The organism is Luteibacter aegosomatissinici (assembly GCF_023078495.1).
Lineage (GTDB): Bacteria > Pseudomonadota > Gammaproteobacteria > Xanthomonadales > Rhodanobacteraceae > Luteibacter > Luteibacter aegosomatissinici.
In genome coordinates, this window is sequence record NZ_CP095742.1 from 3,586,581 (window position 1) to 3,609,873 (window position 23,293).

Here is a 23,293-nt window from a genome sequence, read left to right on the forward strand (position 1 = left end):
TGGTCACCAGCAGTTCCCGTTGCTCGTCGCCGATCCGCTTTGCGACTTGTTGTTACGCGAATCCAGCGTCAGGTTACCGCAGGCATCCCTCAGCTGCGCGGCCTGGGCTGTCGCCGTGGCAATGTAGCCTGTGCTGGTGTCCGTAGACCCGGTAAGCGGTGCGATGCTGAGCACGTAATTGCCCGACGGCAACGTAGCCGTGCTCCACTTCAGATCAGTGGTGACACTGGCCGCATACTTGTTATAGGTCGCGTAGTAGCGCTCCTGCGCCGTGGCAAGGCGCAACAAGGCCTCCTGTGCTTCACCCCGCCGCCCGCGGGACGCATACTTCAAATAATTCGGATAGGCGATCGCCGCAAGCACGGCGATCACTGCCACCACGATCATCAGCTCGATGAGGGTAAAACCGCCCTCGCCAGCAGCACGGCGCATGCGCCACTGCCCGATATCAGAGAACATTGTTCAACTCCCTCCAGGACCGTCGGCGCCAGATGGCATCGCCGACACTGAACACACCGCCAGAGCTTGAATCCTTATTGAGGATGTTCACGCCCGGGAGACTGATATTGCCTCCGCCGATTGACGTGGCCGCCGGCAATCCACCCGTCACGGGGACGTTGGTGACGCGAGCTCCCGCCTGGGAATAGCCGTTAGCAAAACTGGCCGTGCCGACGTTGACGCCGCTCGCCGCACCGCCCGTGGCTGCATCCACCACCAGCACGGCACCCTTACGCACGGGAGCGCATGGATCAGTGCTGCCAGGAATCAGCGTGGTGATGATGGCGCGCCCGCTGTCGAACAGTGCCGTCGCATCCACGACCACCCGCTCGCCCTTGTTCGTCTGGGCCTTGGTAGTGCCGGTGAAGAGATCGAAATACCAACCGCGTATGGCGTTGCCGCTGGTATCCGTGGCAGGAACCGTTCTGGTCGTCAACGCACGGATATTGTTTACTTCCGCCATGGTCTGCGCCACCAACGTGCTTCGGCCAATGATCGGCGTGAACACGTTGGTACCAGGGTCACGAATGCCGTAGACCGACTGCGTCTTGATGGTGCCCGTCACGGAGTTATCGGTCGCACCGAGATACTTGCCCGTGCCGAACAACACGATGAAGTTCGACGAAGTGGGGTCGGCGAACAACCGCGGCATTACGGTGATGGGCTGGTCGCCCGGCGCCGGGTCACCCGAGGCCGCCGAACTGGGGCGATAAAGCAGGTTCACGGTCCAGTTGGCCGGCTTGGGATCGGACAGGTCGAAGCGCCACAAGTTGCCCTGCAGGTCGCCTGCAAACGCCACATCATCAATCTGATCGTTGTTGTAGTCGCCGAGGACGGGCGACGACAGGCCATAGCTCACAAGGCCCGTCACGCCAGTCACGGACGTGGGCGTCTTCAGCTCCTTGATCACCGCACCGGTCTGTGCGTCCAGCACGAACAGCGAGCTGGTCGTATTCGCAGCGGCTGCATCCGTACTGTTTGTCGGGAAGTAACCCGACGGCACCAGTACGACCCACTTGCCATTTGAAAGGCGGCCAATGTTCGGCTTACCGAAGGTGTAACCGAGATTGGCGCCGCCGGTTGCGTCGCTGTTGAACTCCCAAAGCACCTTGCTGCCTGGCGACGATTCAAGCGCCGTCGGGTCGGTGACATCCAGGGCGTACACACCACGGCCGCCGAAGCGCAGGCCACCCACGAGAATCGAGTGCCAGCCCTGGTTGCTACCGGTGCTGAAGAATACATCGCGCTCTACCGGCGTGGCATCCACCGTCGGGGCGTACGTAAACCCGCTCTTTGGCGTTAGCCCGTTCAGCTTGCTCCAGACGGTGCGTGGCACATAAGCCCAGCGCTCCCTGCCGGACCCACTGGCACCCGTGGTTGCATCGAATGCGTGAAGCATGCCGTCGTTGGCTCCCACATAAAGCGTGGGAGCACGGTTGTTGTTATCGGATACGAACTGGGCATAGCTGTACTTCAGCGCGCCGGTACCGTCGACAGCCATTTCCGGCGCGACCGTGCCGTCGGAGTTGTTCGGGAAGCTGTCCCGGTAGCCATTCGCCGGATAGGCAACGTACACCGGCTGCGAGTTCACGATGGCACCCAGGGAGGACACCCGGCGCCGATAGTCCGTGCCCTCCTTCGAGGGATCGCCGCGCAGGTACTTGATCTTTGCGTCGCCGTTCGCGTCCGTGAAGTTCGAATCCACGGCTTTCAATGCAGTGCCGATAGCCGTCCAGGTGAACGCCTGGCCGTTGCCCTTCCCGGGGGCCGAGCTGGTGAGGATGATGCGGGTATCGCTGGCCGCCGCGCGCGAGGTCAGCAGATCGCCTGCGCTCCACAGGTTCGTGGCGCCGACGTTACCCTGCGCATCGACGGGGCGTGCTACCAACGAGCCCGACCAGCTCGAGCTATCGAAGCCGGTGAGATAGGTCACCGAGGAACCGGTTAGCACGGAGCTGCTGAGTGCACCGGCCACCGCAGACGTGGCGCGACTGATAATGCGGGTAAGCAGCTGGTTGAGTGCACTGGAGAGCGCATCCGGATCGCGCGCACTGAAATACTGGCCGCGGCTGTTCACGGCGCCATGCCATGTGTCATCGATATCGGTAAGGTTGCCGTTGCCCACAATAGACGGCGTAGGCCACGACTTGCTACCTGCGCGCAACCCGGCGTAATCGCCCGGATAATCCAGCGAACCATCGATACCCAGCGTGATCATGTACTGAACCACGTGGGGCCACGTGGCCGGATCGTTGGCCGGGTTAAAATAGAGCGACTTGGGAGCGTTGCCTGTGCCGTCCCAGGTAACTGGGTTACCGTTCTGGTCGGTGTAATCCACCCAAGACGGTGGCACATCGAGTTTCGGCGTGCCATCGGACTTCACGAAGTCGGGCCGAAGGTTCGTGGCCCAGTAATTGAAACCGAGGTCACCCATGGTGCCGTAAGTGGTCGCGGGCACGTTCCAGAAGATTTTCGACTCGGCATCACCGCTGGCGCCGCTGTACGCAGTGCCATCGGGCAACGTCACGGCGGCCTGCGCCGTTGTGGCCGGTAATCCCGGATCCGCGCCGTTCCAGTAACCGTCGGTCACGAGTAGGCTGTAGTTCAAGCGGCAGGTAAGCTCCATGCCTGCGCTGTCGTCGCCAATGTTGGGCTCCCAGTAGGGGTTCGTGTTGTCCGTAACGCCCTTGCCGTACTTGAAGATCTCGCCCGCGCGATACACCGCGGTGCGCCCAGGCGTACCGCCGCTGTTGATTACCTGGTAGAGCCACGTGAAGAATTTGCTGCGCGCTGTATCGGCAAAGGCATCGAACGTCGTCTTGCTCGCCGTCAGTTTGTAGTTACTGTCGTTGAGATTCTGATAAACCACGCGAATGCTGCTACCCAGCGTGGCAAACACGCTGGAGATGGCCGAACGGGTCATCAGGTTACGCGTGCGGTAGTAGGAGTACCAGTTAGCAAAGTTCTGCCGCTGCGCATCCGTGGCCGATTTCATGGTCACGATGGTGCAACCCGTCTCCGATGTGACGGTGGGGCAGTTGTAGTAGAAACCGCCATCCTGGTTGCCAGCCAGTGCACTGGAGATGTCATTGTCCTTGACACTCGAATTTGCGACTACGCCGGAGCTCGTGTAGGTGTAAAAGCGCGAACGAAACGCGCTTGAGAGGTCCACATAGTTGGCCCCTCCTGAGCAGGTGCCCAGTTCCGCACAGATACCATCGCGCGGCGCCTTGGTGTACGCAGGCGCGGTGAACCGCGTCTGTCCGTCCTGCTTCAGCGGCGGCGTATACGTAATGTTTGGGTTGTAGTACTGCGAATTTGTCGTCGACGAGTAGTAGTACTTCTTGCCCGCCGTACCATCCAGAGTATCGGGCAGGTTCGACGCGCCCATCGAGCCGGAGTCATCGAACGTCACGGCGATGTTCGGCGACACTGCCACGGTGAGATCCGGCGGCGCCGTGCTGAGGTCCACGGTGTAATAGGTAGGGGTGACCTGGGCATGCAGCTGGGTAAGCGGCGAGGCAGAAAGGCACGCCAGGAGTGCCGCCAGGAAGGGTACTGCTCGGGATGACTTGGGCAGGTTCATGTCAGTCGGACTTGGCCGCGAAAGTGGTTTCGAGCACTCGGATGGCGTTCTCGTTGTTGCCGACGCCGCGTGCCGTGATGCGGTACACATGGCGAGTCGTGCTGGTGTAACCCGTGCCCGTAGATCCCGTCGCACCCGACTCGTGCTGGATGCCTGCGCCCGGAGGCAATTCGGGCCCCAGGTCTTCGATCAGGTAGTACGGGTTGTACTTGAGCTTGAACGTGTTGTCGGTGCTGGCCGTGGTGTAATCCACGTCGGTGAACTGGGTCGCACCATCTGTCACCCAGCCGGTCGCCGTTCGAAACGTCGCCACGGCAGCGGTGGGATCAGGCGCGTAGTTGTAACAATTGGACAGCGACCCGGAGCCACACTGCATGCGCGTGCCAGCATCGGAGCTGGCCCGCCACAGGCGCCACTCGGCCGCACGCAACGCGGTCTCGGCGCTCCATTCGGCCAGCTGCGCATTGCGCTGGCCGCCCGCCAGCTTCTGCTGCAGCAGCGAAGTGCCTGATGCCGTGATCGCCAGCATGGTGACCAACACGAGGAACAGGAGGGCCACGATCAGTACGACGCCACGCTGCTCGCGGGCGGCGAAGGGGCGGCTGGAAAGGCGGGTAGTCATGGGGGCGCCTCGCTCAGGGATTGTAGTTACGCATCATCACGGCGGTACCGAACTGCCGACGCATCATCGGCACCACAAAACCCTGGTCGGTCGGCGAAATTCCGCCGGTGCCGCGCGCATCGGGCGCCACGGGCGTGGTGTTGCCTTCCGGTGAATAGGCGTAGGCAAGTTCGGGCGCAGTCAGCGTATACAACGGCGATTGGCCGTCCATCAGCACGTTGACTTCTACCGTTTTGAGGGCGCGCCACAGGCAACCCTGGTCGGTAGCGGTCGAGCCAGTCGCACCATTGGGGCAGGTAAGCGTGGCCGACCCGCTGGCGCGCGAATCCACTTCCGCGGCGCTCAGGTAATGCATGAGGCCGCCGCTGTCTTCCACGCCGTAACTGAAGTCCAATCGCTCCACGCCACGCACCAGTTCCTGGCACATGGGGGTAGCTGAACTGTCGCAGCGCATCAACGCGCCAGTCTTCACGCCAGTGGCGGTGCCGTCATCGCTTACCACCTGGAGGAAATAGGTAACGGTCTTGAAATCCGTGCTCATGCGGAAGAAGCGGGGTGCAGACTGTGGTGCAAGGGCGCGCGGCATGGAGAAGTTGGATGTGGTGCCCACGGGCACGAAGTCTGGATTTCCCGTGGTTTCGAACACCTGCGCCGTCGAGCAGTCGGCCAGCATCATCTGTTCGTTATTGGCCACGCCCGTCAGGCTGGGCTCACCCGTCTTGGGGACGATGTGCACATGATCAATGTCACCATTCGCCTTGGGGACCACCTGGCTATTACCACCAATGGCCCAGCCCCTGTTCGAATCCACATAGCGAAGCTGCAACACCGCCGCGCCATTCACGCGATTACCCACTGCAGTGCCCATCACCGGGACGCCCTGGGCGGCGGTGGGAGGGCTGGACGGTGTGCAGGTTGTCTTGGTGCACGCAAAACCACGCATATAGATGAACGACGGCAGGTAGTAAGGTGCCGTCGGTGTGGCCGGATAGGGGGAACCCCATGGCGTCGTGTTCATGGGGAAGGTGAGATTCTTGGTAAGCACTCGCGGTGTACGCAGCGCATCGAGCGCAATGCCGCTCGCCGAAGCTACCGTCGCGGAACCGCCGGTACTGCTGCAGTACTGCGCGCCCGCCATCTTCAGGTCAGCGGCGATGCGTGTCACGGCATAGCGCCCCTGCTCCTGCAGGCGTGCGAGCTGGGCCTGCGCCTGATTGCTAGCTGACGTGGACATAAAGGTCACCACGATGCCACCCGACACCAGAAGGCCCAGAACCAGCGCGACCATCAGTTCCACCAGGGTGACGCCGCGCTGGCGCGACAAAGGACGGAGCGCGGTCATGGCTCAAACTTCCAGGTAAAGGATTGCAGGCTGCCGCTGGCCACCGCATCGTCGCCACCGCCGGTGGCGAACCCTCGCTCGGCCCAGCTGATAGTCATGACGCAGCTACCGCTGTACGGGGGCCGCATCTGGTATTGGGCGGAAGGATCGAAACCGCTTGCCTTGGTGCATTTGATGCTGGTCTTGCCGACCGCGGGCAGGGAGTCGCGCAGCTGCTGGCTCCACAGCTTCTTGTCGCGGTCGGCGATATCGGCCGGCTTGCAGCCGGTCGCGGCATCGCATGCGGCCGGCGTGCCGGTCAGGGGGTAGTTGTCGTCATCGTATGACCCATTCCACAGACCCCACGGGTTGGCGCGCATGCGGTCGGCCATGCTGTTGGCCAGGAAGGTGACCTGCGTGCGCACGTAGGCGGTTTGGTTCGCCTTCGTAGCCGTCACCATCATCGCGCCAAGGCCAATCAGCCCCACCGTGAAGATGAGGATGGCCATCAGGACCTCGATCATAGACGCACCGCGCTGGACGCGCGGCGACCGGATGTAAATCACGGTGTGTTTCCCCCGAACCTTTCGGACACGATCACATTACCCATGTGCCGCGCAAGCGCTAGGGGAAAGCCGACAAGCGGAAGCGATTTGCCGACGAGCGGTCGAGTCCTTTGACGACACCGTCCGGTAGCCGGGAGATAACAACCCGGTCACAAGGCGGCAGCAAGAATACCCAGGAAACGAAGGAGCCGCACCGTGCTTGCGCAATACATCCACGCCGCCCCCGACGCGCTATTTCGGATCATCAGCCACGGCCGCCGCTGGCGTGCCCTGCGTGCCGATGAGGAACTGGGCAGGTACGAATCCGCTGACGAGGCCGTTCGCCAGCTTTCCGAACTCCAGCCCACCGCCCGGTTGCCCCGACGCCTGGCCGACTGGCGCTACTTGCCCGCCTCCGCGCTCGCACACCTGCCCCCACCTACGCCGGCCAGCCTTGCGCGCCTGGCAAGCGCGGCCTGATCAGGGGACCGCTTCGGCGATCAGGCGATCGACGGCATGTTTTGCGTGGTCGAGAACGTGGTTGACCGAAGCACGATCGGGCACCGTCGGATCGGCATCCTCCGCACCGATGTTGAGCACCTCGATCCCGCCCTTCATGACGGTGTAGCCGGTGAGGCTGCAGAGGATCTCGTAGCCCCTGTAGTGGTGCACTGGGTGATCCATGGCGGTTCCATGCTGGGGGAAACTGCACCGGGAGGCTGCCCATCCTTGCCGGGGTAAGCCTCCGTTATCGCCGCCACCCCATGAAGCCGCCGTGTTTCACGCGCACCATGCCGTGCACGTTTAAGGCAAAAACCAGCTCAGCGTTCAGCCTGCTGCCGCCATTCGCGCTCGAGCATGGCGTAGATCACGTCATCGACCCATTCCCCCCGGAAGAAATAACTCTCCACGTGATGGGCCTCCTGGCGGAACCCCAGCGACCGCAGAAGCGCGATGCTGGCCACATTGCGCGGATCCACCGAACCCACCGTACGCCGGTAGTCCCACTCCCGGAAGGCACGATCGAGCATGGCAGCCATGGCTTCGCGCGCGTAGCCCCTGCCCTGCCGATCAGGCCGCAGCGAGATGCCGAACTCGATGGCATCGCTGGTGGAGGCCGGGAAGTGAATGCCCAGATCACCCACGAGTTCACCGTGGGCCCGGTCACGAACCGCAAGCTGGCACCACGAGTCTTTCGTGCCGAAGGGCAGCGCCAACTGCTCGTCGATAAATGCTTCCGCATCACCCAGGCTTGCTGGCTTCCAGCCCTGGTAACGGGCCACCGCATCGTCGCCGCGGTAGGCGAACAGTTGCGGGGCATCGGCCGGCTCCAGCCGGTCCAGGCGCAGCCGCGCCGTTTCAATCGCTATGTCCTGTGTTGCTTGCATGCCTATCCCACCCATGGATGACCGGTACGCCGTGCAAGGTTTTACGCAGGCGTTACCCGGAAAGCGCCCTTACCGGGCAGCGTTTTTACGCTAGCGGCGAAGATACTGGCGCCACCTTGCTTAGGGAATATCTACCTATGTCGATCCTCGTGATCACCGGCCCGCGCGACGACGGGATGGCTGCCCCACTGGCCGATGCCGCCATGTGCCGCCTGTGGGAACGCGCGCAATCGGCCGGTATCGATCTGAGCTGGCGGCCGTGCCGGGATTTCCATGAGCTGGGGTGCTGCCTGCGCGGCGGGGATGATGCGGAGTTAATCCTGCTCGATGTGGATGCGGATACCGTGCCTGCGTGCGATATCGCTGGGTTGCGCGAGGCGCTTTCTGCCCTGCCCGTGCCTTATATCGAGATCCACGACGATAGCCGTGAAGGCGATGCTTCAGCGCTTGCGCCTGGGCATCCGGCGTTGGTGAGTGTGGTAGTGCCTGGCAACGCGGCCGCGGGGTATGACATGGCGTTGTCGATTGGGTTGCGGTACCTGGCCGACGGGGCGCGATTGGCGGCGTGAGCCGGCTGCGCCGGCATCGCGCGCGAGCGCGCTCCTACACAAGATCTGTGCAGGACTGGCACAGAAGGCAAAAAAAAACCCGCGTTAGCGGGTTTCTTCATTTCTTCCACGACCGCGCCGGGCAATCGGGGAAGCAAGCTGGTGCCGGAAATAGGAATCGAACCTACGACCTCATCATTACGAATGACGCGCTCTACCAACTGAGCTATTCCGGCGAGACGCGGAATTCTAGGGGACCTTGGCCCCCCGTGCAAGACCTCAGGAGGCCAGGCGCAGCTCCTTGGGCAGCGCGAAGGTGATGCTCTCCGCTTCACCATCCAGTTCCTGCACCGAGCCGGCGCCCCACGACTGCAGGCGGGCGATCACTTCCTTCACCAGCTTCTCAGGCGCCGAGGCGCCCGCCGTAACGCCGATACGGGCCTTGCCTTCGATCCAGGCCTGCTCGATATGCTCGGCACCATCGATCAGGTAGGAAGGTACGCCCTGCTTCTCCGCCAGCTCGCGCAGGCGGTTGGAGTTGGAGCTGTTGACCGAGCCGACCACCAGCACCAGGTCCACCGCGTCGGCCAGGCGGCGCACGGCATCCTGGCGGTTCTGCGTGGCGTAGCAGATATCGTCCTTGCGCGGGCCTTCGATGGACACGAACTTCGCGCGCAGGGCCTTGATGATGGCGATGGTGTCATCTACCGAGAGCGTCGTCTGGGTGACGAATGCGAGCTTGTCCGGCTGCACCGGCACCAGTTCCTCGACATCCTCCACCGATTCCACCAGGTAGATGTTGCCAGCATTGGCACGGTTCCACTGGCCCATGGTGCCTTCCACCTCGGGGTGGCCGGCGTGCCCGATCAGGATCACGTCGTGGCCGGCGCGGCCCAGGCGGGCCACCTCCATGTGCACCTTGGTCACCAGCGGGCACGTGGCGTCGAAGACGCGCAGGCCGCGCCGATCGGCTTCCTCGCGCACGGCCTTCGGCACGCCGTGGGCGCTGAAGATGACGGTGGAGTTATCAGGCACCTCGTCGAGTTCTTCCACGAACACGGCGCCATCGGCGCGCAGGCGCTCGACCACGTAGCGGTTGTGCACGACTTCGTGGCGCACGTAGATGGGCGCGCCGTACGACTCGAGCGCGCGCTCCACGATCGCGATGGCGCGATCGACGCCGGCGCAGAAACCGCGGGGATTGGCGAGGAGGATGTCCAAATTGGCCTCGTGGCGGCCCGGGGGCCGCTGGTGGGGATGCCGCTGATTATCGCACGGCGGCGTCAGGCTTTCTTCGGGCTGGCCTGGAACAAGCTGAACACGATAAGGCCGAAGGCGCCGACGCTGATGGCGCAATCGGCCACGTTGAACACCGGGAAGGGGTAGCTGCCCAGGAACACCTGGATGAAGTCCGTCACCTTGGCCGCGTGTATGCGATCGATGAGATTGCCCAGCGCGCCCGCGATGATCATGGCCAGGGGCACCGCGGTGCGCCAGTCGCCACGCGGCGTGCGAGCCAGCCAGGTGGCCAGGATGGCGCTGACGCCCAGGGCCAGTACGGCAAAGAACCAACGCTGCCAGCCCGCGCTATCGGCCAGGAAGCTGAACGCGGCGCCCGTGTTGAAGGTGAGCGTCCAGTACAGGAACCCCGGGATCACGGGGTGCGGCGTCTCGGCCGGCTGCAGCGCCACCAGCGCCCACCACTTGGTCAGCTGGTCGGCCACGATCAGGCCGAGGGTGAGCCAGAGCCAGGAAAGGGCGTTGGGGCGGGGGCGGTTAGTCATTCACAAAACCAGTTGATAGAGGGGTCTTCTCCTGTAGGAGCGCGCTTGCCCCCGAAGAGGGAGTAAACGCGCTCCTACAAGGGGCGTGGCTTAGAACCAGCGGCGGTCTTCGCCCGGACCGGCCACGTTTTCCACGCAACGGCCGCAGATCTCCGGGTGGGCCGGATCGTGGCCCACGTCGGCGCGGTGCTGCCAGCAGCGGATGCACTTGGCCCAATCCGTGACAGAGGCCGAAACGTACACCTCGCCCTCTTCCAGCTCTACCTTCTCCGCCGTGGCCGGGCGGCCGTCGAGCGGTGCCAGGGCCACGTCCGAGGTGATGAAGAAGAAGCGCAATTCCTCCGACGACTCGGCGAGGGCCGACTGGGTGGCCAAATCCGCGTGCAGCGTGATCGTGGCATCCAGCGACGCGCCGATCTGGCCGGCCTTGCGCATGCCTTCGAGCACGCGCGAGGCGGTCTCGCGGATGGCGAGGAGCTTGCCCCACCATGCACGGGTTTCCGCGTCCTGGCGCACTTCGAGGCCTTCGTAGAAGGTCTCGAACAGCACCGATTCGCTACGCGAGCCCGGCATGTGCTGCCAGATCTCTTCCGCCGTGAAGCTCAGCATCGGCGCGATCCAGCGCACCATGGCCTCGGCGATACGGTACATGGCGCTCTGCGCGCTGCGACGGCCACGGCTCTCCGTCGGCATCGTGTACAAGCGATCCTTGGTGACATCCAGGTAGAGCGCACCCAGCTCGGTGGTGCAGAAGTTCTGCACCCGCTGGACGATTTCCGGGAAGTCGTACCGCTCGTACGCGGCGACAATCGCGGCCTGCGTATCGGCAGCCTGTTGCACGGCCCACTGGTCGAGCGGGAGGCAAGCCTCGGTGGCAAGCAGGTGCTTGTCCGGGTCGAAGCCATCCAGGTTGCCGAGCAGGAAGCGCGCAGTGTTACGGATGCGACGATACGTATCGGCGACGCGCTTCAGGATCTCGTCCGACAGCGACATTTCGTTGCGGTAATCGGTGGAGCAGATCCACAGGCGCAGGATGTCCGCGCCCAGGGTCTTCATGATGTCCTGCGGCTCGATACCGTTGCCCAGTGACTTGGACATCTTGCGGCCCTGCGCATCCACGGTGAAGCCGTGGGTCAGCACATGGTCGTACGGCGCGCGCCCGTGGATGGCGGCCGAGGTGAGCAGCGATGACTGGAACCAGCCGCGGTGCTGGTCGGAGCCTTCCAGGTACATCACCTTGTATTCGCTGGCACCGCCAGCCTGCAGTTCGGGGCGCTGGCCCACGACCGCAAAATGGCTAACGCCGGAATCGAACCATACGTCGAGGACGTCGGTCACCTTCTCATACTTGTCGGCGTCATCACCGATCAGCTCGCGCGGATCGAGGTTGAACCAGCTGTCGATGCCTTCGTGCGCGACCTTCTGCGCCACCTTCTCCATCAGGGCGACGGAATCCGGGTGCGGCTCGTGCGTGCTCTTGTCGACGAACAGCGTGATGGGCACGCCCCAGGTGCGCTGGCGCGAGATACACCAGTCCGGGCGGCCCTCGACCATGCCGCGGATGCGCTCTTCGCCCCAGGCGGGCACCCAGCGCACCGACTTGATCGAGGTGAGCGCCGTATCGCGCAGGCCGGCGGTTTCCATGCCGATGAACCACTGCGGCGTGGCGCGGTAGATCACCGGGGTCTTGTGGCGCCAGCAATGCGGGTAGCTATGGGTGAGCTTCGCGAAGGCAAGCAGCACGCCGCGCGAGCGCAGCAGGTCGACGATGGCGTCGTTACCCTTCCAGATGTGCATGCCGGCGAACGTGACATCACCGGCCAGCGGCAGGTCGCTGCGATACACGCCGCGACCATCCACGTAATTGAGCGTGCCAATGCCGTACTGCTGGCCCACGGCAAAGTCTTCCGCACCGTGGTCGGGCGCGGTATGCACGGCGCCGGTACCGTCTTCATCCGAGACATGATCGCCCAGGATGATCGGCACGTGCTTGTCGTAGAACGGGTGCTTGAGCTGCTGGTTTTCCAGGGCCGCACCCTGCTTGCGGCCAAGCACGTTCACACCCTCCACACCGTAGCGTGCGAGTGCCTTCTCAACGAGCGCCGAGGCGACGACGAGCAGCACGCGATTGCCATCGCGGGCCGGCCCCTCGACCAGCGCGTATTCGATTTCGCCACCCAGCGAGACCGCCTGGCTGGACGGCAGCGTCCACGGCGTGGTGGTCCAGATCGGTACGGCAACGATCGCGTCGCCTACGTCCACGCCGAACTCGGCACCCATTTCCTTCGGATACACGGCGTCGTACGCCACGTCCACCGCCGGCGAGGTCTTGTCGGCGTATTCGATCTCGGCCTCGGCCAGCGCCGAACCGCAATCAAAACACCAGTACACGGGCTTCGCGCCGCGCACGACGTGGCCGTTATCGACGATGCGCGCCAGGGCACGAATCATGTCGGCTTCGTACGTGAAATCGAGCGTGCGGTACGGCTTTTCCCAGTCGCCCAGGACGCCAAGGCGCTTGAAGTCCATGCGCTGCAGATCGATCTGGGCCAGTGCGTATTCACGGCACTTCTGGCGGAAAGCGGCAGCGTCGAGCTTGTCACCCGCCTTGCCGAACTTCTTCTCGATGGCGATTTCAATCGGCAGGCCATGGCAATCCCAGCCCGGCACGTACGGTGCGCGGTAGCCAGCGATCAGTTTGGATTTGACGATGACATCCTTCAGCACCTTGTTCACGGCGTGGCCAAGGTGGATCGCGCCGTTCGCATACGGCGGGCCGTCGTGCAGCACGAACACCTTGTCGCGCCCGGCGGTCTTTTCCTGGATCTGCTGGTAACGGCCGACACGCTCCCAGCCGGCAAGCCAGTTCGGCTCGCGCTTGGGCAGGTCGCCGCGCATCGGGAATTCCGTCTGCGGCAGGTTGATGGTGTTCTTGTAGTCCTGGGTCATCGCTGGCAACCGTGGTGTGTCATGCATCGGCAAGGATGGGGTTCATCCCCAGGGCCTGCCGGGCGGCGCGTTCGTCCTGGCGCATCTGTGCGGTCAGGGCGTCCAGGCCGTCGAATTTTTCTTCATCGCGCAACTTCCGCACGAACTCCACGCCGATGCGCTGGCCGTAAAGGTCGCCGGAGAAATCGAACAGATGGGCTTCGAGCAAAGGTTCGCTTACTTCGTTCACCGTGGGACGGAAGCCCAGGCTGGCCACGCCAGGCCAACTGCACGGGCCATCGCCAATACCGATGCGCACCGCGAAAATCCCCTGGATGGGGCTGACGCGGTCGCGCAGGTGCACGTTGGCGGTGGGGTAACCCAGCTCGCGGCCAAGCTGCTTGCCGTGTTCCACGTGCCCGTCGATCACGAACGGCCGCCCGAGCAGCACGCCGGCATCGGCGAAACGGCTTTCGGCGAGCAGCGTTCGCACCTTTGACGACGAGACCCGCTCGCCATCGACCAGCACCGGGGCCACGGCATGGGCGGTGAAGCCCAGCTCCGCGCCCATCGATTGCAGCAGGGCAAAGTCGCCGCCGCGACGGTGGCCGAAGCGGAAATCCTCGCCCACCCATACCTCGCGGGCGGCGAGCCGGCCGACGATGACCTGGCGCACGAAGTCTTCGGCGGACATCTTCGTCAGGGCCTCATCGAAGCGCAGGGAAAGCAGCTCCACGATGCCGGCGGCAGCCATGCCCTCCGCCTTCTCGCGCACGCCGGAGAGGCGCGCCACCGGCTCCTTCGAAAAGAAGGCACGCGGCAAGGGATCGAAGGTGATGACGGCCGGGGCCAGTCCCTTGTCCGCGGCGCGCTGGCGCACCTCGGCAAGGATCGCCTGGTGGCCCAGGTGCAGGCCATCGAACGCACCGATGGCGACGACGCTACCCTGGGGCGTCAGGCAGGCACCATCCACGTCGCGATGCAGTCGCAGCGTCATGCGTGGCCGCCTTGGGGTCGATGCGGAATAAAAGCCATCGGGCCAGTATAGCGGCCCCATTGCGCCGCACAATGCGTGCGCCAGCGCCGTGGGCGGCTTAACGGGCGCGAAGCTCGCCGGGCCGGAAACCCATGGCGAAAAGGGCCGCCACGTATGAGCCGCCACCAGCGCAAACCAGCACGGCCAGGCGCCCTACCCGCGTCCATTTTTCGACCCCGCTCCATTCCGGCCAGACATACAGACCCGCCAGCAGCACGGCGGACATCACGCCACAGGCGACGGCGAGCCGAACGATGTGCCGGCCCCAGCCCGGTTGGCGCTCATACACCCCCGCCTTGCCCAGCCAGCGCCAGAGCAGGCCCAGGTTGATATAGCTGGCGATGGCGCTGGCCATGCCCAGGGCCATGTGCAGGCCCGGGATGGTCGCAATGGCCTGCAACCACGAGCCCTCCTTCTGGGCAGGGGTACCCCACAGGGCGACCAGCAGGGCCAGGCACAGCACGTTGAGCACCATGTTCGACACCAGCGAGGCCACACCCGCCCGCACCGGCGTCTTTGTGTCCTTGCGGGCGTAAAAAGCCGGCAGCACGACCTTCACCATGGCGAAGGCCGGCAGGCCAAAGCTGAGGGCGGTGATCGACAGCGAGGCCATCTTCGTATCGAACGCGGTGAACCGGCCGTTCTGGAAGATCGTGGCCACCAGCGGGAACGAGAGGATCATCAAGGCGAACATGGCCGGCACCGCGATCAGCAGCGTGGTGCGCAGGCCCCAGTCGAGGGCACGGGAGAAACCATCCCGGTCACTGGCCACATGGTGCCGGGAAAGCGAAGGCAGGATGACCGTGCCAAGGGCCACGCCGAACACGCCCAGTGGCAGCTCCAGGAAGCGGTCCGCCTGGGAGAGCCAACTCTGCGAGCCGGCGATCAGCAACGAAGCGATGATCGTATCCAGCAGCAGGTTGATCTGCGCCACCGATGAGCCAAACAGGGTCGGCACCATCAGGCGCATGATCCGGCGCACATCCGGCGACTGCCAGCCCCAGCGTGGCAGGGTCAGCAGGTCGAGCTGGCGCAGGGCCGGAAGCTGGAACGCCAGCTGGAGTATGCCCGCCACGAGGATCGCCCAGCCCATGGCCATGATCGGCGTGTGCAGCATCGGTGCCAGCCACAGCGCGCCGGCAATCATGCACAGGTTGAGGATCACCGGCGTCAGCGCCGGCAGGCCAAAACGATGGAAGCTATTAAGCGCCCCGCCGCTCAGGGCGGTCAGCGAGACGAACAGCAGGAAGGGAAACGTCAGGCGGAGCAGGTCCACCGTCAGGTCGAACTTGCCCGGCTCATTCACCGCGCCGGGCGAAAACAGCGCCGTGACCTGCGGGGCGAAGATGATGCCGATGGCCGTGACCAGCAAGAGCACGCCGCCGAGGGTGCCCGAGGTCCGGGCCATCAGGTCCTTCAGCTCCGCATGGGTGCGGGTTTCCTTAACCTCGGTGAAGACCGGCACAAAGGCCGTGGAAAAGGAGCCCTCGGCAAACAGCCGGCGCATGAAGTTCGGGATGCGGAACGCCACGAAAAAGGCGTCGGTGGCCGCATTGGCACCGAACGAGTGGGCGATGGACATGTCGCGGACCAGGCCGAGCACGCGCGAAACCATGGTCATGCTGCTGAAGGACAGCATGCTGCGTAAGAGGCTGGGAGCTTTCATCCGTACCTGGGGCCGCCGATAAACCGCTAGTTTGACAAAGGCGGGCGGGCGCGGGACAGTCCTCATTCTGGATTTTCCCGGGCAGCCCCCGGGGCACCTGCCCGCCCGGCCTCCCGCGCGGGGGCTAACCTATTGACGCAGCCCCAGTTTGGCCGCAAAATGGGCGTCTTTCTTAAAACCCACCGAACACTGGAGCTTTACCTTGGCCAACATCAAGTCCGCGAAGAAGCGTGCGCGTCAGTCGGAGCAGCGCCGGCTGCGCAACGTCAGCGCGCGTTCCATGGTGCGTTCCGCACTGAAGAAGGTCGTCAAGGCGATCGACGCCAAGGATAAGGCAGCCGCTGCCTCCGCTTACGCCGTCGCCGTGCCGGTCATGGATCGCTACGCCGCCCGCGGCCTGATCCACAAGAACAAGGCTGCTCGCCACAAGAGCCGCCTGAACGCGAAGATCCGCGACCTGGCTTAACGCCTGCGCGACATCGCTGTTCACGAAAAAGCCGGCGCAAGCCGGCTTTTTTGTTGCCCGCCGTACCCCGCCCAACCGGGCGGCCACTCAGGCGGCTGGCGGAAATCCAAAGTACTCGCCGTGGACGCGGGCACCCCGCGGAATCTCACGGAACAGCTTGACGATAAGCAGTACATCGCCCGAAGCGGCCAGTCCGTTCATGATCGACAGCGTGGCCAGGAAAGGCACCACCGCCGCCGGCACATAGGGCGAGATGGCCCACGGCAGCACCGTAAGGAACACGATCGGCGCAACCAGCGTCCATGCCAGCCTTCCACGGGACTGCTCACCGTTGTAGCTCGCATAGAACAGGAAATTCTTGGGCAGCACACCCACGACCGACTGGCTCGAAAAACCAGCGTAAGGGTGCGACAGCAAGTGAACCAGTTCGTGAATGACGATCACGCCCAGCAAGGTGGGGATAAAAATCTCGGGGGGCTGGTCGAATGTGCCAAACACAATCGCGTTCGGCCACAGTGAACGCCACGAGAGATAAAGCAGGGGTCCTACGATCACGATACCGATGATCATCGCAATGACGTGTACGCGCGAGTAGTCCGTGACCAGCTTCGTTTTATCGGAAAGCTGGCACTCCACGATCGGCGGCATACCCATTCTGAAACGCATCCTTGGCCTCGTCGAGTGTGGACGACTGGGGATTGCCATATTTACTGTCGCGCCAATCGCGCGCAAGCGCGCTCCTACAGAAACAGGTTGGCGCGCCAGGAATCGCCGCCTTACTCGCCGCGCATGCGGACGTCGTCGCTCGCTTCGGTCTCAGCCTTGCGGGCGGCGCGCTCGGCGTCGAAGAACTGCTGGACCTGCAGGCAGACCTCGCGCGTGCCCTGCTGGCCAGCGGCCGAAACGAGGAACGACGGCGCAGTCCAGCCGAGACGGTTGACGATGTCGTTGGCCGTGGCTTCGAGCTCTTCCTCGTCGTCGAACACGTCCATCTTGTTGATCACCAGCCAGCGCGGACGATCGACCAGGTCGGCATCGAAGCTGGCCAGCTCGCGCTCGATCGCCTGCACCTGCTCCACCGGGTCGGAACCATCGATGGGGCGGATATCGACCACGTGCAGCAGCAGGCTGGTGCGCGAGACATGGCGCAGGAACTGGATACCGAGGCCGGCGCCGTCCGCGGCACCTTCGATGATGCCGGGGATATCGGCGATCACGAAGCTCTGGTCGGTACCGATGCGCACGACACCCAGGTTCGGGTGCAGCGTGGTGAACGGGTAATCGGCGACGCGCGGCGTGGCGGCCGAAACGGCGCGAATAAAGGTGCTCTTGCCTGCATTCGGGAAGCCCAGCAGGCCCACGTCAGCCAACAGGCGAAGCTCGAACTTCAGGTCGCGCACTTCACCCGGTGTACCGGGCGTCGCCTTACGCGGCGCGCGATTCACTGAACTCTTGAAATGGATGTTGCCAAGGCCGCCGCGACCGCCCTCAGCCACTTTCAGGCGCTGGCCGTTGGACGTGAGATCGCCAATCACTTCGTCGGTATCGACGTTGGTGACGACGGTGCCCACAGGCACGCGGATGAAGATGTCCTCACCGCCCTTGCCGTACATCTGGCTACCCATGCCGTTCTGGCCACGCGGGGCCTTGAACTGGCGCATGTGGCGGAAATCGACCAGCGTGTTCAGGCCCTCGTCGGCGACGAGCCATACCGAACCACCATCGCCGCCATCGCCGCCATCGGGGCCGCCGAACGGGATGAACTTTTCGCGGCGAAAGCTGGCACAGCCGTTGCCGCCGCTACCGGCCGTGACTCGAATCTGTGCTTCGTCGACGAATTTCATGGGGAGAACCTGGGCAGTGATCGGGGAGCCTTACAAACGAAAAGCCCCGCCGTGGGGCGGGGCCTTCGTTATCGCGCCGGGGCGAATTACGCCTGGACGACGTCGACGAACTTGCGGCCCTTGTCGCCGCGGGTCTTGAAGGCAACGGTGCCATCGACCAGCGCGAACAGGGTGTGGTCGCGGCCGAGGCCGACGCCCACGCCGGCGTGGAACTTGGTGCCACGCTGACGAACGATGATGTTGCCGGCTTCAACAGCCTGGCCGCCATAGATCTTCACACCGAGATACTTCGGGTTCGAATCGCGACCGTTACGGCTGGAACCTACGCCTTTTTTATGTGCCATGACTCAATATCCTCCGGCGACTCAGGCGTTGATGCCCGTGATCTCGATTTCGGTGTAATGCTGACGGTGACCCTGCGTGCGCTTGTAGTGCTTGCGACGACGGAACTTGATGATGCGGATCTTATCGGCGCGGCCGTGGGCGCGGATCTTCGCGCTGACGGTGGCACCAGCGACCAGCGGGGCGCCAACGGTGATGGATTCGCCTTCGCCGACGAGGAGGACTTCCTCGAACGTGAAGGTTGCATCGACTTCGGCGGGGAGCAGCTCGACGCGCAGGACTTCGCCCTGCATAACGCGGTACTGCTTGCCACCGGTCTTGATGACTGCGTAGCTCATGGTGGATTCCTGTTACTGGTTATGTAGTTCTTTTTAGGGTGTTGCGGGTGTTACGAACCGCGAATTATAGCGGAGCCGAAAAGGCAAGGTCAATCAGGTGGTTAACTTTCGGACGAGTTCCAGTCAGTGACATGGTTAGCTTATAAATCAAGGCCTTACGATTACTTGTAGAAGCCCACCCTGTGGGCGACATCTTTCGCCCATTCGCCACGGGCCGTTCAGTGCCCCGCGAAAGACGTCGCCCACAGGGTGGGCTCCTACACCGGTTATTTCTTCTTGGCCGGGGCGGGAGCGGGAGCGGGGGCCGGGGTGGCCGGCTTGGCCGCGGCGCCCGTAGCCGGGCACTGGCCCTGGGCGTTCAGGGTGCCCTGGCTCTGCAGCTGGCTGATCATCTGCTGGCCGCGCTCCTGGCCCCACTGCTTGCCCACCTGCATGCCCTCGGCCATGGTGGCCGGCATCTGGGTGATTACCTTCTGGCCCAGGGGGGATTTGTAAAACTTGAGCAGGCCGTCGATATCTTCAGCCGTGAAATGCTTCTGGTAGACCGGCACCATGCGGCCGATCAACTGGGTGGTGGCGTTGGCATCCACGAAGCCCTGCCAGTAGCTGGCCGGCACGCACGGCAGCGCACTGGCCATAACCCCGGCCATCTGGCTGTTCATCTGGCTGAGCATGCGGCCCATGCCCACGGCATCCATCAACTGGCGCACCTGCGCCTCGCTCGGGGGGGCCGCCATGGCCTGCCCTGCCGCACACGTCGCCAGCACCAGGCCGGCAGCGATCCCTGTCCATTTACGCATGGTATGTCCTCTTCACGGTGGAAAGACGGGCCCCAAAACCGGGGGCCGGGCCATGGTAGCCGGGTGGCGACCATCCGGACACAAGGCTTGTGCTGAACCGTCATAAGTCGATGTGAAATGAAGGCTTGACGCCCTTGGTATAGTCGTCCTCTTCCCCCATTTTTGTCGGCACATGGACAGCATTCGCATCCGCGGCGCCCGCACGCACAATCTCAAAAATATCGACCTCGACCTGCCCCGTGACAAGCTGATTGTCATTACGGGGCTGTCTGGTTCCGGTAAATCGTCCCTGGCTTTCGACACCATCTATGCCGAAGGCCAGCGTCGCTACGTCGAGTCCCTGTCGGCTTATGCCCGCCAGTTCCTCTCGATGATGGAAAAGCCGGACGTAGACACGATCGAAGGCCTTTCCCCGGCCATCTCGATCGAGCAGAAGTCGACGTCCCATAACCCTCGCTCCACCGTCGGTACGATCACCGAGGTGTACGACTACCTGCGCCTGCTTTACGCACGTGTCGGCACGCCCCGTTGCCCGAACCACGGGATCCCGCTCGAGGCGCAAACGGTCAGCCAGATGGTGGACAGCGCCCTCGCACTGGATGCCGACAAGCGCTGGATGCTGCTCGCGCCGGTCATCCGTGAGCGTAAGGGTGAACACGTACAGGTCTTCGACCAGCTGCGCGCGCAGGGCTTCGTCCGCGCCCGCGTGGATGGCGAGGTATACGACCTGGATGCCGTGCCGCCGCTCACGCTGCGCCAGAAGCACACGATCGAAGCGGTCATCGACCGCTTCCGCCCGCGTGACGACATCAAGCAGCGCCTGGCCGAGTCGTTTGAAACGGCCCTGCGCCTGGGCGATGGCATTGTCATCCTGGTGGACATGGATGACGCGAAGGCGGACGAGCAGTTGTTCTCGTCTCGCTTCTCCTGCCCGATGTGCGATTACTCGCTGCCCGAACTCGAGCCGCGCCTGTTCTCGTTCAACTCGCCCGTGGGCGCCTGCCCCACCTGCGATGGCCTGGGGGTGACCCAGGTGTTCGATCCCGCACGCGTGGTGGGACACCCCGAGCTCAGCCTCGCCGGGGGCGCCATCCGTGGCTGGGATCGTCGCAACGCGTATTACTTCCAGATGATCATCTCGCTGGGCAAGCACTACGGGTTCGATCCCGAGACGCCGTGGCGCCAGCTCAGCAAGGCCCAGCAAAACGCGGTGCTGTACGGCTCGGGCAAGGAGCTGATCCCGTTCCGTTACATCACCGATCGCGGCGGCAAGGTCACGCGCGAACACAAGTTCGAAGGCATCATCAACAACCTCGAACGCCGCTACCGCGAGACCGAGTCGGCGGCGGTGCGCGAGGAGATGCAGCGTTACATCGCCGATCATCCGTGCCCGGATTGCGGCGGTCAGCGCCTGAACCCTTCCGCGCGAAATGTGTTCGTCGCCGACAAGGCCATACCGGAGATCACCGGGCTGGCGATCGACAACGCACTCAATTTCTTCGCCACGCTGAAGCTCAGCGGCTGGCGTGGCGAGATCGCGGTGAAGATCATCAAGGAGATCCGCGAGCGGCTGACGTTCCTCAACGACGTGGGCCTCAATTACCTCACCCTCGATCGCCAGGCGGATTCGCTGTCGGGCGGCGAGGCGCAGCGTATCCGCCTGGCCAGCCAGATCGGCGCCGGCCTCGTGGGCGTCATGTACGTGCTGGATGAGCCGTCGATCGGCCTGCACCAGCGCGATAACGAGCGCCTGCTCGGCACCCTCACCCGCCTGCGTGACCTCGGCAACACCGTAATCGTGGTGGAACATGACGAGGACGCGATCCGGGCTGCGGATTACCTTCTGGATATCGGCCCGGGCGCGGGCGTGCATGGCGGTTCCATCGTGGGCGAAGGCACCCTGGAACAGGTGATGAAATCGCCCACCTCGGTCACCGCCAAGTACCTGAGCGGCGAGCGTGGCATCAAGGTGCCTGCAAAACGCCGCGAAGCGATCGATGGCCAGTGGGTGGAGCTGAAGGGCGCCACTGGCAACAACCTGAAAGACGTGGACCTGCGTATTCCCGTGGGTACGTTCACATGTGTCACGGGCGTGTCCGGTTCGGGCAAGTCCACGCTGGTCAACGATACGTTCTACCGCATTGCCGCGATGGAGTTGAACGGTGCCAGCGAGCAGCCGGCACCGTACGAATCCATCGAGGGCCTGAACCTGTTCGACAAGGTTGTCGATATCGACCAATCGCCGATCGGGCGCACGCCGCGCTCGAACCCGGCCACGTACACCGGCCTGTTCACCCCGCTGCGCGAGCTGTACTCGCAGGTGCCGGAGGCGCGTTCGCGCGGTTACACGCCCGGCCGCTTCAGCTTCAACGTGCGCGGCGGCCGCTGCGAGGCGTGCGAAGGCGATGGCATGATCAAGGTGGAGATGCACTTCCTCCCGGATGTGTATGTGCCTTGCGACGTGTGCCACGGCAAGCGCTACAACCGCGAAACGCTGGAAGTGCTTTACAAGGGCCACACCATTGCCGACGTGCTCGACATGACGGTGGAAGACGCGTTCAAGCTGTTTGAGAACGTGCCTGTGATTGCACGCAAGCTGGAAACGTTGCGTGCGGTAGGCCTGGATTACATCAAGCTTGGTCAGAGCGCCACGACGCTCTCGGGCGGCGAAGCGCAGCGCGTGAAGCTGTCGAAGGAACTCTCCAAGCGCGACACGGGCAACACGCTGTACATCCTGGACGAGCCGACGACGGGCCTGCACTTCCACGATATCGAGCAGTTGCTCGAGGTGCTGCATACCCTCGTCAACCACGGGAATACCGTGGTCGTGATCGAGCACAACCTGGATGTGATCAAGACCGCCGACTGGCTGGTCGATCTCGGCCCTGAAGGCGGTGCCGGCGGTGGGCGCATCCTCGTTAGCGGCACGCCCGAGACCGTCGCCAACACGAAGTCCTCGCACACCGGGCGGTTCCTGCTGCCCCATCTGAACGCGCCTGCGCCTGCTGCGCAGGAAAAGCCTGCGGCGAAGAAAGCGACAGCCAAAGTCCCCGCCAAGGCCGTGGGCAAAGCCACGACCAAAGCCACCACCAAGGCGGCCCCGGCCGCGAAGAAGAAAAAGACTGCATGAGCACTGAAGCCTCCCAGACGCCCGCGCCCAACCCCATCTTCATTACGCCGATGGATGTGCGCTGGCAGGATCTGGACGCGTACAACCACGTGAACAACGCGAACTACCTGGTGTACCTGCAGGAAGCCCGCCTGAAGTGGCTCATGAACCTGCCGGATCCGTGGTACGCCCCGGAAGCCGCGCCGGTGATGGCGCACAGCGAGATCAACTACCGCCTGCCGATCGAATGGCCGGCCGATATCCAGATCGAGCTGTATGTGAACCGCGTAGGCAGCAGCTCCATGACCGTTGGCCACCGCATCGTCGATAGCCAGGATGCCACCCGCATCCACGCGGATGGCAGCGTCACCATGGTATGGATCGATACGAAGACCGGCCGGCCCGTCGCCCTGCCCCAGGCAATCCGCGACGCCGCCAAGGGCTAAGCGACCCTGTACGAGCGCGCTTGCGC

General features: G+C 63.8%; 22 protein-coding genes and 1 tRNA gene. 5 read left to right on the plus strand and 18 right to left on the minus strand.

Going from position 1 to position 23,293, the window contains the following annotated elements; all coding sequences use genetic code 11:
* Positions 1-3: 3 nt before the first annotated feature.
* The 5 genes from L2Y97_RS16110 to pilV are packed head-to-tail and all read right to left on the minus strand — an operon-like array spanning position 4 to position 6,551.
* Positions 4-459 (minus strand): type IV pilin protein, encoded by a 456-nt coding sequence (locus L2Y97_RS16110; protein WP_283248278.1) that lies wholly within the window; start codon positions 457-459, stop codon positions 4-6.
* The gene (locus tag L2Y97_RS16120) at positions 449-4,084 is read right to left on the minus strand and encodes a pilus assembly protein (protein WP_247428564.1); all 3,636 of its coding nucleotides are present in this window, start codon (positions 4,082-4,084) and stop codon (positions 449-451) included. Before L2Y97_RS16120 ends, L2Y97_RS16110 begins: the two co-directional genes overlap by 11 nt.
* 1 nt (position 4,085) lies before the next feature.
* Complete coding sequence (locus tag L2Y97_RS16125; RefSeq protein WP_247428567.1) at positions 4,086-4,706, minus strand: pilus assembly PilX family protein; 621 nt, start codon at positions 4,704-4,706, stop codon at positions 4,086-4,088.
* 13 nt (positions 4,707-4,719) lie between these two features.
* Positions 4,720-6,048, minus strand: a complete 1,329-nt coding sequence (locus L2Y97_RS16130; protein WP_247428569.1) for a PilW family protein — start codon at positions 6,046-6,048, stop codon at positions 4,720-4,722.
* Positions 6,045-6,551 (minus strand): type IV pilus modification protein PilV, encoded by a 507-nt coding sequence (pilV, locus tag L2Y97_RS16135; protein WP_247428572.1) that lies wholly within the window; start codon positions 6,549-6,551, stop codon positions 6,045-6,047. The genes L2Y97_RS16130 and pilV overlap by 4 nt, the downstream gene beginning before the upstream one ends.
* 237 nt (positions 6,552-6,788) lie before the next feature.
* Here pilV and L2Y97_RS16140 point away from each other — a divergent pair, with 237 nt between their 5' ends.
* Positions 6,789-7,052 (plus strand): hypothetical protein, encoded by a 264-nt coding sequence (locus tag L2Y97_RS16140; RefSeq protein WP_247428575.1) that lies wholly within the window; start codon positions 6,789-6,791, stop codon positions 7,050-7,052.
* On the opposite strand, the gene L2Y97_RS16145 is transcribed toward L2Y97_RS16140, so the two are convergent.
* The gene (locus L2Y97_RS16145) at positions 7,053-7,256 is read right to left on the minus strand and encodes a hypothetical protein (RefSeq protein ID WP_247428578.1); all 204 of its coding nucleotides are present in this window, start codon (positions 7,254-7,256) and stop codon (positions 7,053-7,055) included.
* A gap of 137 nt (positions 7,257-7,393) precedes the next feature.
* The gene (locus tag L2Y97_RS16150) at positions 7,394-7,960 is read right to left on the minus strand and encodes a GNAT family N-acetyltransferase (protein ID WP_247428581.1); all 567 of its coding nucleotides are present in this window, start codon (positions 7,958-7,960) and stop codon (positions 7,394-7,396) included.
* A gap of 137 nt (positions 7,961-8,097) precedes the next feature.
* Between L2Y97_RS16150 and L2Y97_RS16155 the strand changes: the two genes are divergently transcribed.
* A complete protein-coding gene (locus L2Y97_RS16155; protein ID WP_247428584.1) occupies positions 8,098-8,529 on the plus strand; it encodes a hypothetical protein in 432 nt (143 codons plus the stop codon).
* Between the two features lie 139 nt (positions 8,530-8,668).
* On the opposite strand, the gene L2Y97_RS16160 is transcribed toward L2Y97_RS16155, so the two are convergent.
* The 6 genes from L2Y97_RS16160 to murJ all read right to left on the minus strand — a co-directional run bounded on the left by L2Y97_RS16160 (position 8,669) and on the right by murJ (position 15,922).
* A tRNA-Thr gene (locus L2Y97_RS16160) sits at positions 8,669-8,744 on the minus strand.
* Between the two features lie 43 nt (positions 8,745-8,787).
* Complete coding sequence (gene ispH, locus L2Y97_RS16165; protein WP_247428585.1) at positions 8,788-9,729, minus strand: 4-hydroxy-3-methylbut-2-enyl diphosphate reductase; 942 nt, start codon at positions 9,727-9,729, stop codon at positions 8,788-8,790.
* A gap of 62 nt (positions 9,730-9,791) precedes the next feature.
* On the minus strand, positions 9,792-10,292 hold the full coding sequence (gene lspA, locus L2Y97_RS16170) for a signal peptidase II (RefSeq protein ID WP_247428588.1): 501 nt from the start codon (positions 10,290-10,292) through the stop codon (positions 9,792-9,794).
* A gap of 90 nt (positions 10,293-10,382) precedes the next feature.
* Positions 10,383-13,241, minus strand: coding sequence for an isoleucine--tRNA ligase (gene ileS, locus L2Y97_RS16175; protein ID WP_247428591.1), 2,859 nt, complete (start codon positions 13,239-13,241; stop codon positions 10,383-10,385).
* A 19-nt stretch (positions 13,242-13,260) separates the two neighbouring features.
* Complete coding sequence (locus tag L2Y97_RS16180; protein ID WP_247428593.1) at positions 13,261-14,217, minus strand: bifunctional riboflavin kinase/FAD synthetase; 957 nt, start codon at positions 14,215-14,217, stop codon at positions 13,261-13,263.
* Between the two features lie 97 nt (positions 14,218-14,314).
* Complete coding sequence (murJ, locus tag L2Y97_RS16185) at positions 14,315-15,922, minus strand: murein biosynthesis integral membrane protein MurJ (protein WP_247428596.1); 1,608 nt, start codon at positions 15,920-15,922, stop codon at positions 14,315-14,317.
* A gap of 202 nt (positions 15,923-16,124) precedes the next feature.
* Between murJ and rpsT the strand changes: the two genes are divergently transcribed.
* A complete protein-coding gene (gene rpsT / locus L2Y97_RS16190) occupies positions 16,125-16,388 on the plus strand; it encodes a 30S ribosomal protein S20 (protein ID WP_090052307.1) in 264 nt (87 codons plus the stop codon).
* Positions 16,389-16,475: 87 nt separating this feature from the next.
* Here rpsT and L2Y97_RS16195 read toward each other — a convergent pair whose 3' ends face one another.
* The 5 genes from L2Y97_RS16195 to L2Y97_RS16215 all read right to left on the minus strand — a co-directional run bounded on the left by L2Y97_RS16195 (position 16,476) and on the right by L2Y97_RS16215 (position 19,712).
* The gene (locus L2Y97_RS16195; RefSeq protein WP_247428599.1) at positions 16,476-17,042 is read right to left on the minus strand and encodes a DUF3267 domain-containing protein; all 567 of its coding nucleotides are present in this window, start codon (positions 17,040-17,042) and stop codon (positions 16,476-16,478) included.
* A gap of 122 nt (positions 17,043-17,164) precedes the next feature.
* Positions 17,165-18,232, minus strand: coding sequence for an Obg family GTPase CgtA (gene cgtA / locus L2Y97_RS16200; protein ID WP_247428602.1), 1,068 nt, complete (start codon positions 18,230-18,232; stop codon positions 17,165-17,167).
* Positions 18,233-18,318: 86 nt separating this feature from the next.
* Positions 18,319-18,576, minus strand: coding sequence for a 50S ribosomal protein L27 (rpmA, locus tag L2Y97_RS16205; protein ID WP_036111438.1), 258 nt, complete (start codon positions 18,574-18,576; stop codon positions 18,319-18,321).
* Positions 18,577-18,597: 21 nt separating this feature from the next.
* The gene (rplU, locus tag L2Y97_RS16210; RefSeq protein WP_139984164.1) at positions 18,598-18,912 is read right to left on the minus strand and encodes a 50S ribosomal protein L21; all 315 of its coding nucleotides are present in this window, start codon (positions 18,910-18,912) and stop codon (positions 18,598-18,600) included.
* Between the two features lie 266 nt (positions 18,913-19,178).
* Positions 19,179-19,712, minus strand: coding sequence for a DUF2059 domain-containing protein (locus L2Y97_RS16215; protein ID WP_247428605.1), 534 nt, complete (start codon positions 19,710-19,712; stop codon positions 19,179-19,181).
* 172 nt (positions 19,713-19,884) lie between these two features.
* Here L2Y97_RS16215 and uvrA point away from each other — a divergent pair, with 172 nt between their 5' ends.
* Complete coding sequence (uvrA, locus tag L2Y97_RS16220; protein WP_247428608.1) at positions 19,885-22,842, plus strand: excinuclease ABC subunit UvrA; 2,958 nt, start codon at positions 19,885-19,887, stop codon at positions 22,840-22,842.
* Positions 22,839-23,267 carry an acyl-CoA thioesterase gene (locus tag L2Y97_RS16225; protein ID WP_247428611.1) on the plus strand — a complete coding sequence of 143 codons (429 nt, stop codon included), beginning with the start codon at positions 22,839-22,841 and terminating at the stop codon, positions 23,265-23,267. The genes uvrA and L2Y97_RS16225 overlap by 4 nt, the downstream gene beginning before the upstream one ends.
* Positions 23,268-23,293: the final 26 nt, after the last annotated feature.